Source organism: Tepidamorphus gemmatus, from assembly GCF_004346195.1.
Lineage (GTDB): Bacteria > Pseudomonadota > Alphaproteobacteria > Rhizobiales > Tepidamorphaceae > Tepidamorphus > Tepidamorphus gemmatus.
Window position 1 is genome coordinate 481219 of record NZ_SMAK01000001.1, and the last position, 14044, is coordinate 495262.

Consider the following 14044-nt stretch of genomic DNA (forward strand, 5'->3'; position numbering starts at 1 on the left):
GGCGATCACGATCGTTGGAGGCGGCCAGGGTCGTTTAATTTGACTTTGAAAGTTGGGAATTGTATCTGAGTGGGCGGCCGCGTCGCCAAACCCTCGCGCGGCCGCGTTCGAGTCGTTGCGGATCCCGTTACGTGATCGTCTGTTCCTGCAATGTCCTCTCCGACCATGACGTGAGGTCCTGCCTTACGCCGGGTCCCGATTGTCCGTTCACGCCGGCCCAGGTGTACCGTTGCCTCGGGTGCAGCCCGCAATGTGGGCGCTGCGCACGTACAATCCGCCAGATCATGAACGAGGCGCTGCCGGCCGTGCACGGCGCCTGCACGAGCCGGTGCAGTGCCAGATGCCCGCTGTCCGACGCAGCCGGAGCGGTCGGGGAAACCGTCGAGCGCGGCACTCTGTTCGCAGTCGGCAGGTCGGGCGCGACCGTCGATATCGGCGAAGCGGCCGATATCCGGGAGGTCGTTGGCGTCTGACGCGCGCCGGCGATCGGCCAACCGGCTGCGGCGGGATAGCGCAGCCGGCGTTTGGCGTTGTCCGACTTAATCTCTAGAATCATTCTAAAAGATGCGGTAGGGTGTCGTCGGCGTCGGGCTCGGCGGGGCGCATTGGCGCTGCCGCCGTTCCCGGGACAGCAACGGTGGACCGCTCCGGTGGAGATGCCAGCGGCGGTGATACAAGAGGAGAGGGTTCCATGAAAGGCGATTCCAAGGTCATCGAGTACCTGAACAAGGGGCTGCGTTCCGAACTCACCGCAGTGAGCCAGTACTGGCTGCACTACCGCTTGCTCGAGGATTGGGGCTATACCGGTCTGGCGAAGAAGTGGCGCGCCGAGTCGATCGAGGAGATGCATCATGCGGACAAGTTCATCGCGCGGATCATCTTCCTGGAAGGCTTCCCCAACCTTCAGGAACTGAATCCGCTGCGCATCGGCCAGAACGTCAAGGAGATCCTTGAGGTCGATCTGGCCGGCGAGTACGAGGCGCGCAGTCTCTATCTGGAGGCAGCCGCCTATTGCGCGTCGATCAATGACCGCGTGTCGAAGAACCTGTTCGAGGAGCTGGCCGAGGACGAGGAAGGCCATATCGATTTCCTCGAGACGCAGCTCGATCTGGTCAAGCAGATCGGACTGGAGCTCTACGCCCAGAAGCACGTCAACGAGTTCGACGACTGAGCCGCGCAGCCGACACTGGACGATCCGGGGCGGCCCATGCTATTGGGCCGCGTCCGATCGACGGATTGTGGATCATGACGGGCATCATGCTGCGACGACGAGCCGAGGCGCGCATTCGCGCGCATCGATCCGTCGCGCCCTGTCATACCCGCCTCGTGTGAGGCGAGACCAGCTCGACAAACTGCCCGAAAGGCGGCTGCGGGGCGCCCGAACTGAGGGAACGGGAGCCCGCCATGTCGCCTGCAGCCAGCGTCGTCACCATCGAGCTCGAACAGCCCGGCCACGGGCCCCAGATCGATGCCCTTGCCGAGGCCGCCTTCGGGCCGGGCCGCTTCGCCAAGACCGCCTACCGGCTGCGCCGCGGAACGGTGCCGATCCCCGACCTGTGCTTCGTGGCGCTCGCCGATGGCCGGCTGATCGGCTCGGTGCGGCTGTCGCCGATCACCATCGGCGGTACGCCGGCATTGCTGCTCGGGCCACTGGTGGTCGATCCGGACTACAAGAACCGCGGCCACGGCCTGGCCCTGCTGAAGGCCTCGATCACTGCGGCGCGGCAGGCCGGGCACAGGCTCATCATCCTGGTGGGTGACGCGCCCTACTATGCGCGTGCCGGCTTCCGCCCGATTCCGCGCGGCCAGGTGCGGTTGCCGGGGCCCGTCGATCCGGACCGGCTGCTGGCCCTCGAACTGGTGGAGGGTGCGCTCGCAGGCGCGACCGGCATGGCGCGCCCTGCGCCGGCCGAGGCTTCAACGCCCCTCTCGATACCATGCGGCGGTGAGCGCGGCGAGGAGCAGAACCAGTCCGGCGAGTCCGGCCAGCAGCGGCAGCGCCCGGACACCGCGCAGAACGGACGCCTCGGACGTCTTCAGCCCGATCCAGTCGCTGCCGTGAAGTGAGGTCGCCGCGTGCATCGGCAGCACGCGCGGCAGTGACACCGAGCCGCGCTCGGCGATGCGGAACACGCCGCCGCCGGTTGCACGCGCGAGCGGCGCCAGCTGCTCCGTGTCGGAGCGCACCTCCGCGAACTCGCGCGGATTGTCCGGGCCGATGCTGGCCAGCGTCGTGAGGTCGCCGTTGGCGATGCGGTAGATGCCGAGGTCGCGGATCGGCGTCTCGCCGCGCCACAGACCCGGCTCGACCTCGGTCAGCCCGACCTCGACCGTTTCGCCGGCCGGCGTCTCGACGAGGGCAGGCGGCACGGACTCCGACATGGTCCGCCGCTCGATCATCAGCTCGTCGCCGCGGCCGGTGGCGGTCAGCGCCTCCTCCTCGAGATCGGTCTCCTTCATCAGCCAATGGGCCAGCCGGCGCAGCAGCGGGATATAGGGGCCGCCGCCCTCATAGCCGCGCGCCCACAGCCAGGCGTGATCGGACAGCATCAGCGCGACACGGCCCTGGCCCTCCCGGTCCACCACCAGCAGCGGCCGGCCGTCGGGACCGGTCATCAGCGTCTCGCCGCCCTCGACGGTGGCATCGACCAGCCGGAACCAGCGGCTCCAGGTCGGCTCCTCGCCGCCATTCACGAGGTCCCGGGTGATCGGATGGCGACCGCCCGCCTCCGACAAGGCCGCCCTGTACGGCTGTTCGACGATGCTGCCGGTCGGGACCGCCGGCAGCACCGGTCCGAGCGGTGTGCGGAACAGACTGCCCTGCTCGGCGTATTCCGGGCCGGCGGCGACCAGCACCGCGCCCCCGTTGGCGACGTAGCGGGCGATGTTGTCGTAATAGAGCACCGGCAGCACGCCGCGGCTCTGGTAGCGGTCGAAGATGATGAGATCGAACTCGTCGATCTTCACCGAGAACAGCTCGCGTGTCGGAAAGGCGATCAGCGAGAGCTGCGAGATGGGCGTCCCGTCCTGTTTTTCCGGCGGCCTGAGGATGGTGAAATGCACGAGGTCGACGGCTGCATCCGATTTCAGGATGTTTCGCCAGGTACGCTCGCCGGCATGCGGCTCACCCGACACCAGCAGGACGCGAAGGTTGTCGCGGATGCCGGCGACGGTGACCACGGCGCGATTGTTGAGCAAGGTCAGCTCGCCCGGCAGGGCTTCCGCCTCCAGCTCGACGATGTTCCTGCCGCCATGGGCGATCTCGACCGGAACGGTGACGTTCTCGCCGACCGTGACGCTCATCGTCGAGACCGGGTCTCCGTCTCGGGAAATGGTCACCTGCGCGCGCCGGGGGGAGGCCGCGGCAACGGGGCCGAAATCCTCCAGCCGGAAGGTGATCGGCTGGTCCTGTCCGACGATGCCGAAGCGCGGCGAGGCGTGCACCACGAGGCGGCGGTCGATCTCCTCGCGGTTGCCTGTGACGAGGGCGTGCACCGGCGCGTCGAAGCCGAGCTGTTCGCGGCGCTCGGGAATGTCGTGCACCTGCCCGTCAGTGATCAGTACGACGCCGGAGATGCGCTCGGAGGGAACGTCGGCGAGCCCTCGCTCGAGCGCCGAGAACAGTTCGGTGCCATCGGTGCCCGCCGAGCCGACCTCGATCCAGCGGGGCTCGAAGCCGCGTAGCCGTGCCAGCCGCGCCTCGAGGTCGGCGCGCGCCGCCGCCGTCTCCGCGGCGCGTTCGCCGAGAGTCTGGCTCGCCGACGTGTCGATGACGATGGCGACCACCCCCGGCAGGATCTCCCTGTCCTCCTGCTTGAGGGCGGGATCGAGGAGCGCAAGGACGAGCAGCGCGGCGGCCAGTGCACGCAGCCACGCGCCCGGCATCTGTCGGATCAGGCCGATCACCGAGACGATGGCGGCGGCGACCGCCAGCGCGGCGATCAGGCGCCAGTCGATCAGCGGAGTGACGTCGACGGACCAGCTCATGCTACTGCCCCAGCCGTTCGAGCAGGGCCGGTACGTGGACCTGGTCGGCCTTGTAGTTGCCGGTCAGCGTGTACATGACGATGTTGACGCCGGAGCGGAACGCCATTTCGCGCTGCATCTCGCCGCCCGGCGCCACCGGGAAGAGCGGGCGCCGGTCCTCGTCCAGCGCCCAGGCACCGGCCAGATCGTTCGAGGTGATGATGATCGAGGAGACGCCATCGGCGTTGCGCGCCGGACGCGCCACCTCGTCGGGATCGCGCAGCGAGGCCTCCACCCAGAGCGTGCCGCCTTGCCAGCGGCCGGGAAAGTCCTGCAGCAAGTAGAACGCCTTGGTAAGCACGTGATCGGCCGGCACCGGCTCCAGTTCGGGAATGTCGAGGCCGCGCAGTAGCGTGCGTAGCCGCAGCATGCCGGGTCCCGCCGAGGCGCCGTCGAGCCCCGGTCGCGCCTCCAGTTCGTCGCGCGTGTCGAACAGGATGGTGCCGCCCTGCTTCATGTACGCGTCGATCCTGGCCAGCACCTCGTTGCCGGGCGGTTCGGCGGCCGGATCGATCGGCCAGTAGAGCATCGGGAAGAAGGCCAGTTCGTCCCGGGTGATGTCGACACCGAGCGGGGCGGCAGGCTCGAGCGCGGTGCGCTCGGCGAGGATGCGCGTCAGCCCCTCGAGGCCGGCGCGGCTGGTCTCGTCGATGTCGCGGTTACCCGTCAGCACGTAGGCGAGGCGCGTATCGAGCGTTGCCTCCAGCGCAAGCCGGTCGGCGGGATCGAGGTCGTCCTGCGCCGCCGCCCGGTCGGCCGACGTGCCGACAAGGGCGAGCGCCACCGCCAGCCCCGCCGCGCCGCGGGCAGCCGGACGCAGCCTGAAGCCGCGTCCGGTCATCGCCAGCACGATGATGCCGTCGACGATCAGGAGAATCACGGCAGCCGCGAGCAGCCATGGCCCGAGCGTGCGCGGCTCGGCATCCGGGTAGAACACCGTCGCGAGGCCGGTTGTCTCCAGCGCGGTGTGGGTCGTCGTCTCGTCGAGGACATTGATTGCCCGGAACGCATCCGGTTCGCCATAGAGCCCGGGCGGATGTTCGCGGCCGGGGCGGGTCGTTTCGAAAGCCTCCGCCGGGATCGGCCGGGCCTGCGGCGGAGGCGAGCCGAGCATGCCGGTGGCATCGAGCGCGCGCAGTGGCCGCAGGACGCCGCCGGGCACCCCTCGCGAGGAGCCCTCGGCAGACGTCGTGTTCGACAGCTCGACGATGCGCCTCAGCATCTCGACGAATACACCGGTCAGGGGCAGATTCGACCACGCCGCATCGGCGGTGACGTGGAACAGCACGATCCAGCCGTCGCCACGCCGTTCGGAGGTCACCAGCGGCGTCCCGTCCTCGAGATTGGCCCAGGTCTTCTCGGCCAGGTCGATCGACGGCTCGGCGAGAACCTGCCGCGTCACCCGGACGTCCGAGGGAACCTCGAGCCCGGCGAAGGGACTGGTGGCCGGGAAGGCGGCGATCGGCTGCGGCTCGCTCCACGACAGCGTGCCGCCGAGCGAGCGGTCGCCGCTGCGAAGATTGACCGGCACCAGCACGTCATCCTCGGCGCCGGCCAGGCGAGGTCCGGCGAAACGGATCAGCACGCCGCCGTCATTGATCCATTTTTCGAGCCGCCCGGTCGCGTCGCCGACCAGGGTGCCGATATCGGCCAGCACCAGGGTCGACACGTTTTCGGCGAGCAGGCGGTCGAGTGCTACGGCGAGATTGGTGTCGGGTGGCTCACGCAGATCGGCGAAAGGCGCCAGCGCCCGTGTGATGTAGTAGAGCGGCGACAACAGCGGCTGGGCGCGCTCGCGCGATTCGCCGGAGATCAGACCGACCACGCGGCGGCGCCAGCGGTCGTCGAGGAGCTGCACGGCGCCGGCCGTGCGCTGGTCGGCGATCTCAAGCCGCCCAATCTCATTGCGAAGCTCTGCCGGCAGGTCGATGACCGTTTCGGCCCGGTTGGCCGACGCCTCGAAGGTGAACGGCGTCTCGCCGATCACCCGGCCCTTCAGATCGCGGGCGCGCAGCACCCCGAACGGCGGCGCGGCAGTGGTCGGCCGGAGGATCGTCGCCTTCAGGCCGGCGGTCTCGTTGGCGGCCGGGGCGAGCGCCAGCGGCAGCGACGACGCCTCGGGCACGACCACCTCGACATCGGCGATGCCGGTTTCGCTCAGGGCGGCGGCGAAGCCGGCACCATCGGCATAAGCGAGGCCATCCGACAGCCAGACGATCTCGCCCACATCGTAGCGTGCCACCGCCTCGGCGATGGCTGGCGCCAGCGCCATGCGCGCGGGCGCGTGGGGGACGGGCGCGATTCCGGCCAGGCGCCGTCGCACGTCGGCCGCATCGGCCGGTGGCGACGGCGCGGTGTCGGTCGCCGTCGCGACGATCAGCGCCGTCCGTCCGGCCCATGCCGTTTCGGTCAGCACCTCCTCCGCAGCGCGCGCCATGCGCTCCCAGTGCGGTGCCGATCCCCAGCCGTTGTCGATGACGACCAGCACCGGGCCGGATCCTCCGGTGGTGACGACCTGGGGATTGAGCACCGGTCGGGCCAGCGCCAGGATCACCAGGGCCGCGATCAGCATGCGCAGCAGCACGAGCCACCACGGGGTCTTGGCGCGGCTGTCCTCCTGCTGCTCGATCTCCAGCAGGATGCGCGTCGGCGGGAAGGCGATGCGGGTCGGCCGCGGCGGCGTGAAACGCAGCAGCAGCCAGATCGCCGGCAAGAGCACGAGCGCCAGGAGGAGCCAGGGCTGGATGAAGGCGAGCGGAAGACCGGACATCAGACCGAAGCCTCCCGGCCAGCGGCCGCCGATGCGCCGGCGCGGGGGTTGCTTCCTCCGGACAGGCGCGCGTGCAGCGCCAGGACCGGCTGCTGCGCCGGGTGGTCGGTATGGTGGACGGTGCACGACCAGCCGAGCCGGTCCGACAGTGCGCGCAGCCGGCGCCGACGCTCGGCCATGCGGGCGAGATAGGCGCCGCGGATTGCTTCCGCCCGACCGGCCGTATAGGTCAGCCCGCTGGCGGCATCGTGGAATTCCGTTCGGCCGGCAAAGGGGAAGGTCTCCTCGGCCGGATCTAGGATCTGCACGACGTGGCCGTGCACCTGCCGGCCGGCGATGCCGGTCAGTCCGGCCTCCAGCGTCTGCAGGGGTTCGAGCAGATCGCCGAGGATCACGAGATCGGAGAAGCGGCCGAACGGCACCTCAGTCGGCAGGCGGTCCTCGCCGATCGGATCGTGCGCGATGAGCTGCGCGGCGGTCTCGATGGCATTGCGCCGGGCGGACGGGGCTATCAGTCCGACCAGCCCGACCCGCTCGCCGCCGCGGATCAGGAGATCCGTCAGCGCCAGCCCGATCACCACCGCACGCTCGATCTTGCGCGCCTGGCCGAGCTGCGAGCGGAAATACATCGACGGCGAACGGTCGATCCAGATCCAGACCGTGTGGGCGGCCTCCCACTCCTTCTCCCGAACATAGAGATGATCATCGCGCGCCGAACGCCGCCAGTCGATGCGCTTGGCGGGCTCGCCGCTCTGGAAATGGCGGAACTGCCAGAACGTCTCGCCAGGGCCGGCCCGCCTGCGCCCGTGGATGCCGTGGGCGATGGTATTGGCGACGAGTCGCGCCTGGATCAGCAGGTCGGGCATGCGCGCCGACAGTTCAGCGGCCTGGCGGCCGATGTCGGCTGCCGCGGGCGGGGTGGTATCGAGTTCTGGCCGGGCGACCACCAATGCGGACTATCCGAGCTGCGCAACGAAACGGTCGATCAGGGTACCGACGTCGATGCCATCCGCGCGGGCCGCGAAGGTGACGGCCATGCGATGCTGCAGGATCGGGCGGGCCAACGCGGCCACATCATCCACCGACGGTGCCAGGCGCCCCTGTACCAGCGCCCGCGCCCGAACCGCAAGCATCAGCGCCTGACTGGCCCTTGGACCTGGGCCCCAGGCGATGTTGGCATCGACCCCGGCATCACCCTCGCCGGGCCGGGCGGAGCGCACCAGCTTCAGGATTGCCTCAACCACGGTCTCGCCAACCGGCATGCGGCGGACCAGCCGCTGGGCCGCCATCAGCTCCTCGGGCGTCATCACCCGCCGCAGCTCCGCTTCGGTCGAGCCGGTCGTCTCGAACAGCATCCGCCGCTCCGACGCGAGGTCCGGATAGCCGACATCGACCTGCATGATGAACCGGTCGAGCTGTGCCTCCGGCAGCGGGTAGGTGCCTTCCTGCTCGAGAGGGTTCTGGGTGGCGAGCACGTGGAAGGGGCGCGGCAGGTCGTGCCGCAGGCCGGCCACCGTCACATGATGCTCCTGCATCGCCTGCAGCAGCGCCGACTGGGTGCGGGGGCTCGCCCGGTTGATCTCGTCAGCCATCAGAAGCTGCGAGAAGATTGGCCCGGGAATGAAGCGGAACGAGCGTCCGCCACCCGGGGCCTCTTCCAGCACTTCCGCGCCAAGGATGTCGGAGGGCATCAGGTCGGGGGTGAACTGGATGCGGCGCGCGTCGAGGCCGAGGACGACGCCCATGGTCTCGACGAGCTTGGTCTTGGCGAGGCCGGGGACGCCGACCAGCAAGGCATGGCCACCGCTCAGCAGCGTCACGAGCGCCTTCTCGACCACCTCGTCCTGCCCGAAGATGACCTTGCCGATCTCGGCGCGGACAGTGGCGATTCGGTCGGAGACGGCATCGGCGGTCGCCACGATGTCCTCGGCGGCCGGGACAGTCTGATTGATCGTGCTCATGCGTGGAACTATATGGCCCCCATGTCGGCCTCAGAAAGTGGACACTGCTCACAGGCCCGTGATCGTCGGGTCCCCGGTGAGGCCGGCACGGCAATGCCCGCCAACGCGAGGCCGTCAGCGGCGGGCCGGTCCACGACAGGGACTCGATGACGCCGGTCGAGATGGGCAGAACTATGACCGCAAACGCACCGCAACCCGAGGCTGCGCCAGTCGGACGGTCAACCGAAGGCCTCGCCGCGCTGGAGCAGGCGGCGCGGGCCGCGGCCGGCCGCGGCATCCCGCCGGTCGAGCGGTGGAACCCGGCGTTCTGCGGCGATCTCGACATCCGCATCGCGGCCGACGGCACCTGGTACTATCTCGGCTCACCGATCGGCCGCAAGCCGCTGGTGCGGCTGTTCTCCACGGTGCTGCGCAAGGACGCCGACGGGCGGACCTATCTGGTGACGCCGGTCGAGAAGATCGGCATCCGCGTCGACGATGCGCCGTTCCTGGCCGTCGAGATGGCGGTCGGGAGGGCGGGCGACGAGCAGGTGATCGGCTTCCGCACCAATGTCGACGACTATGTCGAGGTCGATGCCCATCATCCGCTGCGATTCGAGCGGGAGCCCAGTTCGGGTGGCCTGAAACCCTACGTTCTGGTGCGTGGGCGACTGGAAGCGCTGGTGACGCGGGCGGTCTTCTACGACCTGGTGGAACTCGGTGAGGAACGCGAGGTCGGCGGGGCGCGGATGTTCGGAGTGCGCAGCCATGGGACCTTTTTCCCGATGGCGTCCGCCGAGTCGCTGGAGGGGTTGCGATGACCGGAATGATCGGGTCGGCGAACGGCACGGTGCAGTCCGCTCCGGCCCTGTTCGCGCCTGACGCGGTCCGCAGTCTGGCGCGGCAGCGGCTCCTGCGGCATCCGCCGGCGGAGGATCTCGATCCGGAGCGCCCGGCGATCTGCGGCGATCACGTGCTCAACGACGGCACCATCGACCGCTTCAGTCCGGGGCCGTTGCGGCGGGCGGCCGTCCTGATTCCCATCGTCGCGCGCGAGGACGGGGCGACGATCATCCTGACCCGAAGGACCGACCATCTGCCCGCGCATCCCGGCCAGGTGGCGTTTCCCGGCGGCAAGATCGAGGCGCGCGACGCCTCACCGCTGGCTGCGGCGCTGCGCGAGACTCAGGAAGAGATCGGCATTCCCCCCGACCGGTTCGAGCCGCTCGGCTATCTCGACCTCTACCAGAGCGGTTCGGGCTACCGGATCGTGCCGGTCGTTGCCATGATCGGCCCCGAGTTCGAACTCGCCGTCGACGCCGACGAGGTCGCGGCCGTCTTCGAGGTGCCGCTGTCGTTCCTGATGTCGCCGGCCAACCACAGGCGGGAGACGGGCGTGTTCCGTGGCCTGACGCGCAACTACTACGCGATCTCCTATGCCGACCAGACCATCTGGGGCGTGACCGCGGGCATCATCCGCAGCCTGTACCAGCGGGTGTACGCCTGATGGTCAGGGTTCTCGGCATGCAGCTGGCGCTGTTCCTGCTGCCGTTCGTGGTTTACGGACTGTATCTGTATTTCAGCAGGGTGGACCCGCTCGACAGGGCTTCCTGGAAAGGCGGTCCGGTGTACTGGCTGGCCATCGCCGGGCTGCTGATCGCGATCGCAGCCTTCGTGCTGACGGCAACCTACAGCGGGGCGCCACCCGGTGCCGACTACACGCCGGCGCAACTGCGCGACGGCCGCATCGAGCCGGGTCGTCTCGAATGAGCGATGCGGCGCCGCCCGCCCTGCCGGACGCAGGATGGCTGCGCACACCGCCATTGAGCGATGTGCTCGCCGCCCTCAACGATGCGGATGTCGAGACGCGGGTGGTTGGCGGCGCGGTGCGCAACGCGCTTCTCGGCGAGCCGATCGGCGATGTCGATCTTGCCACCACCGCCGAGCCGGCGGAGGTGATCCGTCGCGTCGAGGCGGCCGGACTGCGGGCGGTTCCTACCGGCATTGCACATGGAACGGTGACGGTCGTCGCCAGTGGCCATCCCTTCGAGGTGACGACGTTGCGCCACGATGTCGAGACGCATGGCCGCCATGCGACGGTCGCCTTCGGCGCCGACTGGCTGGAGGATGCCCGGCGCCGCGACTTCACCATGAACGCGCTCTATGCCGCTGCGGACGGGTCGCTGCATGATCCGGTCGGCGGTTACCGCGACATCCTCGCCCGGCGGGTGCGGTTCATCGGCGCGGCCGACACCCGTATCCGTGAGGATTATCTCAGGATCCTCCGCTTCTTCCGGCTGCACGCGCAGTACGGCGTCGGCGACCCCGATCCGGAGGGCCTGTCGGCGGCGATCCGGCTGCGCGCCGGGCTCATGGCCCTGTCGGGGGAACGGCTGCGCCAGGAGACGCTGCGTCTGGTGGTCGCGCCCCGGGCCGTCGAGACCGTGACCATCGCCGCCGAATGCGGCATCATCGGGCTGGTGACCGGGGGCGTTCCCTATCTCGCCGCCTTCGAGCGCATGGCGGCGTGCGAGGCCGCTGCAGGGGCGGCCGCAGAACCGCTGCTGCGGCTGGCTGCGCTGTGTGTCGCCGTGCGCGAGGACGCGATGCGCCTGTCCGAACGGTTCCGGTTGTCGAACGCACAGGCCAGGCGGCTGGCCGTTGCTGCCGAGGCTTGGCGTGGCCTGCGGCCAGACACGGACGAGGCGGCACTGCGGCGCATGCTGTACCGGCTCGGACCGGAGAGCTACCGCGACAGCGCCCGGCTGGCCTTCGCGTGCCGGGGCGGCGACCGCGATGGCTGGCGTGGAATCCTCGATCTGCCGGACCGCTGGACGGCTCCGACCTTTCCGCTGAAGGGCGGCGACCTGCGCAGTCTCGGGATTCCGGCTGGGCCTGCGATCGGTAGGCTGCTGGCCGAGCTCGAGGCCGAATGGATCGCCGGCGGCTTCGCCGGCGACCGCACCGCGCTGCTGCGGCTGGCCCGTGAGCGGGCCGGCCCTTAGAAGGGGCCATCGCCTCTCGCAAGCAAGGATTGCCCTCACTTCCCGTCGAGTCGCATCCGGCGAGGATGGACCTGCATCCGCTTGTCACGGACCTGCGCCAATCGTCAGGGCCACTTCACCACGGGCGGCAGCGACGACAGGATCGACTCGACATTGCCGCCGGTCTTCAGGCCGAACACGGTGCCGCGGTCATAGAGCAGGTTGAACTCGACGTAGCGGCCGCGCCGGACCAGCTGTTCCTCGCGGTCGGCTTCCGTCCAGGCAAGCGCGAAGTTGCGCCGCACGAGGCGCGGATAGACATCGAGAAACGCCTCGCCGACCGCGCGCGTGAAGGCGAAGTCGGCGTCCCAGTCGCCGGTATCGAGGTAGTCGTAGAAGATGCCGCCGATACCGCGCGGCTCGTTGCGATGGGCGAGCCAGAAGTAACGGTCGCACCAATCCCGATACTCCTCCCAGGGGCGGCCGTTCGCCTCGCAGGCAGCCCGCATCGCCTGATGGAAATCCTCAGAATCGGGATCTTCCCGGGTTCTCCGGCGATCGAGCACCGGGGTCAGATCGGCGCCGCCGCCGAACCAGCCCTTCGTCGTCACCACGAAGCGGGTGTTCATGTGGACGGCCGGCACGTTCGGATTATGCAGGTGGGCGATCAGCGAGATGCCGCTTGCCCAGAAGCGCGGATCCTTGTCGGCGCCCGGAATCTGGTCGCGGAACTCCGGCGCGAATTCGCCGTGTACGGTGGAGACGTGTACGCCGACCTTCTCGAATACCCGTCCGTGCATCGTCGACATGACCCCGCCGCCGCCCGGCGCGCCGGTATGGTCGATGCGCTGCCAGGGCTTGCGGAGGAAGCGGCCGGCCGGACGGTCCGATTGCGGCAGGCCGGCGGGAAGTTCGTCCTCCAGCGCCTCGAACGCCGCGGTGATCCGGTCGCGCAAGGATTCGAACCATGCGCGGGCGGTGTACTTGCGATCCTCGAGGGTACGGGTTGCGGCCACCGTCACTGTCGTTCTCCCCCGTCGCCCCAGCTGTTCGCCCCAGCTAACGGAATCGGCAGCGACAGGGCAACCGTCACGTCGGCGCAGCCGCGGGGAAGCCGCCGGTCTGGCGCAGCGCCTCGCCGAGCACCATGGCGGCGGCGACGGCGACGTTGAGCGATCGCAGCCCCGGCCGCATCGGGATGATGACGCGAGCGTCGGCGGCAGCATGGACCGCTTCGGGGACGCCGCAACTCTCCCGGCCGAGCACCAGCGTGTCGAACGGCGAGAAGGCGAAGTCCGGATACGGCGTCTCGGCCCTCGTCGACAGCAACACCAGACGACGACCGGCCGCCTTGCGGGCCGTCTCGAACGCCTCGAAGGAAATGTGCCGCTCGAACGAGGCGAGAGCCACATAGTCCATGCCGGCGCGCCGGAACCGCGCCTCGGAGAAGGCGAATCCGGCCGGCTCGATGATGTCCACTGCGACGCCGAGACAGGCGCCGAGTCGCAGGATGGTGCCGGTGTTCTGGGGGATGTCCGGCTGGTAGAGCGCCAAGCGGATCAACGACAAAGCTCGCAGTCTGGAATGATTCGCGACAATTGGCCCCGGATAGCTCTGCTGCGCTGGACAAGGCGGATCAAGAGTGCAAAAAGGAGCGCGCCCGCCAAGGCGGCGGGTGCGTCCGTACCCGGCCCCCGCGGGGCGGCAGGGCGGAACGCGTCATTCCTATATCCGGGGATTTGGACGTGGCCCACACGCATCCGCACGCCGAAGAGCCGACGCGTCGTGACTTTCTCTACATCGCCACCGGCGCGGTCGGCGCAGTCGGTGTCGCCGCCACCCTGTGGCCCTTCATCGACCAGATGAATCCCGATGCCAGCGTGCAGGCACTCGCCTCGATCGAGGTCGATATCAGCTCGATCGAGGTCGGCCAGGGCATTACGGTGATGTGGCGCGGCAAGCCGGTCTTCATCCGTCATCGCACCGAGGCCGAGATCGCGGAGGCCCGCGCGGTTCCGGTCGATTCGCTTCCTGATCCGTTTGCGCGCAATGATGCACTGCCCGCCGATGCGCCGGCCACCGACGAGAACCGGGCGCCGCGCGAGGAGTGGCTGGTGCAGGTCGGGGTCTGCACGCATCTGGGCTGCGTGCCGCTCGGCGAGCAGGGCGACTACGACGGCTGGTTCTGCCCGTGCCACGGATCGCATTACGATACTGCCGGACGCATCCGACGCGGCCCTGCTCCGCGTAATCTCGAGATCCCGGTCTACGAGTTCGTTTCGGACACGCTCGTCAGGATAGGCTAGGCGGACCGGGGGCTGGAA

13 protein-coding genes and 1 pseudogene are annotated in these 14044 nt (G+C 69.2%); 8 read left to right on the top strand and 6 right to left on the bottom strand.

Annotation, left to right across the window (positions count from 1 at the left end; genetic code table 11):
* Window positions 1-131 precede the first annotated feature (131 nt).
* The 3 genes and pseudogenes from EDC22_RS18045 to EDC22_RS02260 form a co-directional block, all read left to right on the top strand.
* Window positions 132-473 carry a (2Fe-2S)-binding protein gene (locus tag EDC22_RS18045; protein WP_245499584.1) on the top strand — a complete coding sequence of 114 codons (342 nt, stop codon included), beginning with the start codon at window positions 132-134 and terminating at the stop codon, window positions 471-473.
* A 218-nt stretch (window positions 474-691) separates the two neighbouring features.
* Window positions 692-1171, top strand: coding sequence for a bacterioferritin (gene bfr, locus EDC22_RS02255; RefSeq protein WP_132804964.1), 480 nt, complete (start codon window positions 692-694; stop codon window positions 1169-1171).
* 233 nt (window positions 1172-1404) lie between these two features.
* A pseudogene (locus tag EDC22_RS02260) lies at window positions 1405-1734 on the top strand (GNAT family N-acetyltransferase); the annotation flags it as partial.
* A 183-nt stretch (window positions 1735-1917) separates the two neighbouring features.
* Here the strand turns inward: EDC22_RS02260 and EDC22_RS02265 are convergent.
* The 4 genes from EDC22_RS02265 to EDC22_RS02280 are packed head-to-tail and all read right to left on the bottom strand — an operon-like array spanning window position 1918 to window position 8757.
* Window positions 1918-3987 (bottom strand): hypothetical protein, encoded by a 2070-nt coding sequence (locus EDC22_RS02265; protein WP_132804965.1) that lies wholly within the window; start codon window positions 3985-3987, stop codon window positions 1918-1920.
* Between the two features lies 1 nt (window position 3988).
* Window positions 3989-6796 (bottom strand): DUF4159 domain-containing protein, encoded by a 2808-nt coding sequence (locus EDC22_RS02270; RefSeq protein ID WP_132804966.1) that lies wholly within the window; start codon window positions 6794-6796, stop codon window positions 3989-3991.
* Window positions 6796-7743 carry a DUF58 domain-containing protein gene (locus tag EDC22_RS02275; RefSeq protein ID WP_245499585.1) on the bottom strand — a complete coding sequence of 316 codons (948 nt, stop codon included), beginning with the start codon at window positions 7741-7743 and terminating at the stop codon, window positions 6796-6798. Before EDC22_RS02275 ends, EDC22_RS02270 begins: the two co-directional genes overlap by 1 nt.
* A 9-nt stretch (window positions 7744-7752) precedes the next feature.
* Entirely contained in the window at window positions 7753-8757 is a 1005-nt protein-coding gene (locus EDC22_RS02280; RefSeq protein ID WP_132804967.1) for an AAA family ATPase, read from the bottom strand.
* Window positions 8758-8930: 173 nt separating this feature from the next.
* On the opposite strand from EDC22_RS02280, the gene EDC22_RS02285 reads away from it, so the two are divergent.
* The 4 genes from EDC22_RS02285 to EDC22_RS02300 are packed head-to-tail and all read left to right on the top strand — an operon-like array spanning window position 8931 to window position 11741.
* Entirely contained in the window at window positions 8931-9557 is a 627-nt protein-coding gene (locus tag EDC22_RS02285; RefSeq protein WP_132804968.1) for a DUF1285 domain-containing protein, read from the top strand.
* Window positions 9554-10243 carry a CoA pyrophosphatase gene (locus tag EDC22_RS02290; protein WP_245499586.1) on the top strand — a complete coding sequence of 230 codons (690 nt, stop codon included), beginning with the start codon at window positions 9554-9556 and terminating at the stop codon, window positions 10241-10243. The genes EDC22_RS02285 and EDC22_RS02290 overlap by 4 nt, the downstream gene beginning before the upstream one ends.
* The gene (locus tag EDC22_RS02295) at window positions 10243-10506 is read left to right on the top strand and encodes a DUF6111 family protein (protein ID WP_132804969.1); all 264 of its coding nucleotides are present in this window, start codon (window positions 10243-10245) and stop codon (window positions 10504-10506) included. The genes EDC22_RS02290 and EDC22_RS02295 overlap by 1 nt, the downstream gene beginning before the upstream one ends.
* Window positions 10503-11741 carry a CCA tRNA nucleotidyltransferase gene (locus EDC22_RS02300; RefSeq protein ID WP_132804970.1) on the top strand — a complete coding sequence of 413 codons (1239 nt, stop codon included), beginning with the start codon at window positions 10503-10505 and terminating at the stop codon, window positions 11739-11741. The genes EDC22_RS02295 and EDC22_RS02300 overlap by 4 nt, the downstream gene beginning before the upstream one ends.
* A 104-nt stretch (window positions 11742-11845) precedes the next feature.
* Here the strand turns inward: EDC22_RS02300 and hemF are convergent, their stop codons facing one another.
* A complete protein-coding gene (hemF, locus tag EDC22_RS02305; protein ID WP_245499587.1) occupies window positions 11846-12742 on the bottom strand; it encodes an oxygen-dependent coproporphyrinogen oxidase in 897 nt (298 codons plus the stop codon).
* A gap of 67 nt (window positions 12743-12809) precedes the next feature.
* Window positions 12810-13283 carry a tRNA (cytidine(34)-2'-O)-methyltransferase gene (locus tag EDC22_RS02310; protein WP_132804971.1) on the bottom strand — a complete coding sequence of 158 codons (474 nt, stop codon included), beginning with the start codon at window positions 13281-13283 and terminating at the stop codon, window positions 12810-12812.
* Between the two features lie 182 nt (window positions 13284-13465).
* Here EDC22_RS02310 and petA point away from each other — a divergent pair, with 182 nt between their 5' ends.
* Window positions 13466-14026, top strand: a complete 561-nt coding sequence (gene petA, locus EDC22_RS02315) for a ubiquinol-cytochrome c reductase iron-sulfur subunit (protein ID WP_132804972.1) — start codon at window positions 13466-13468, stop codon at window positions 14024-14026.
* Window positions 14027-14044: the final 18 nt, after the last annotated feature.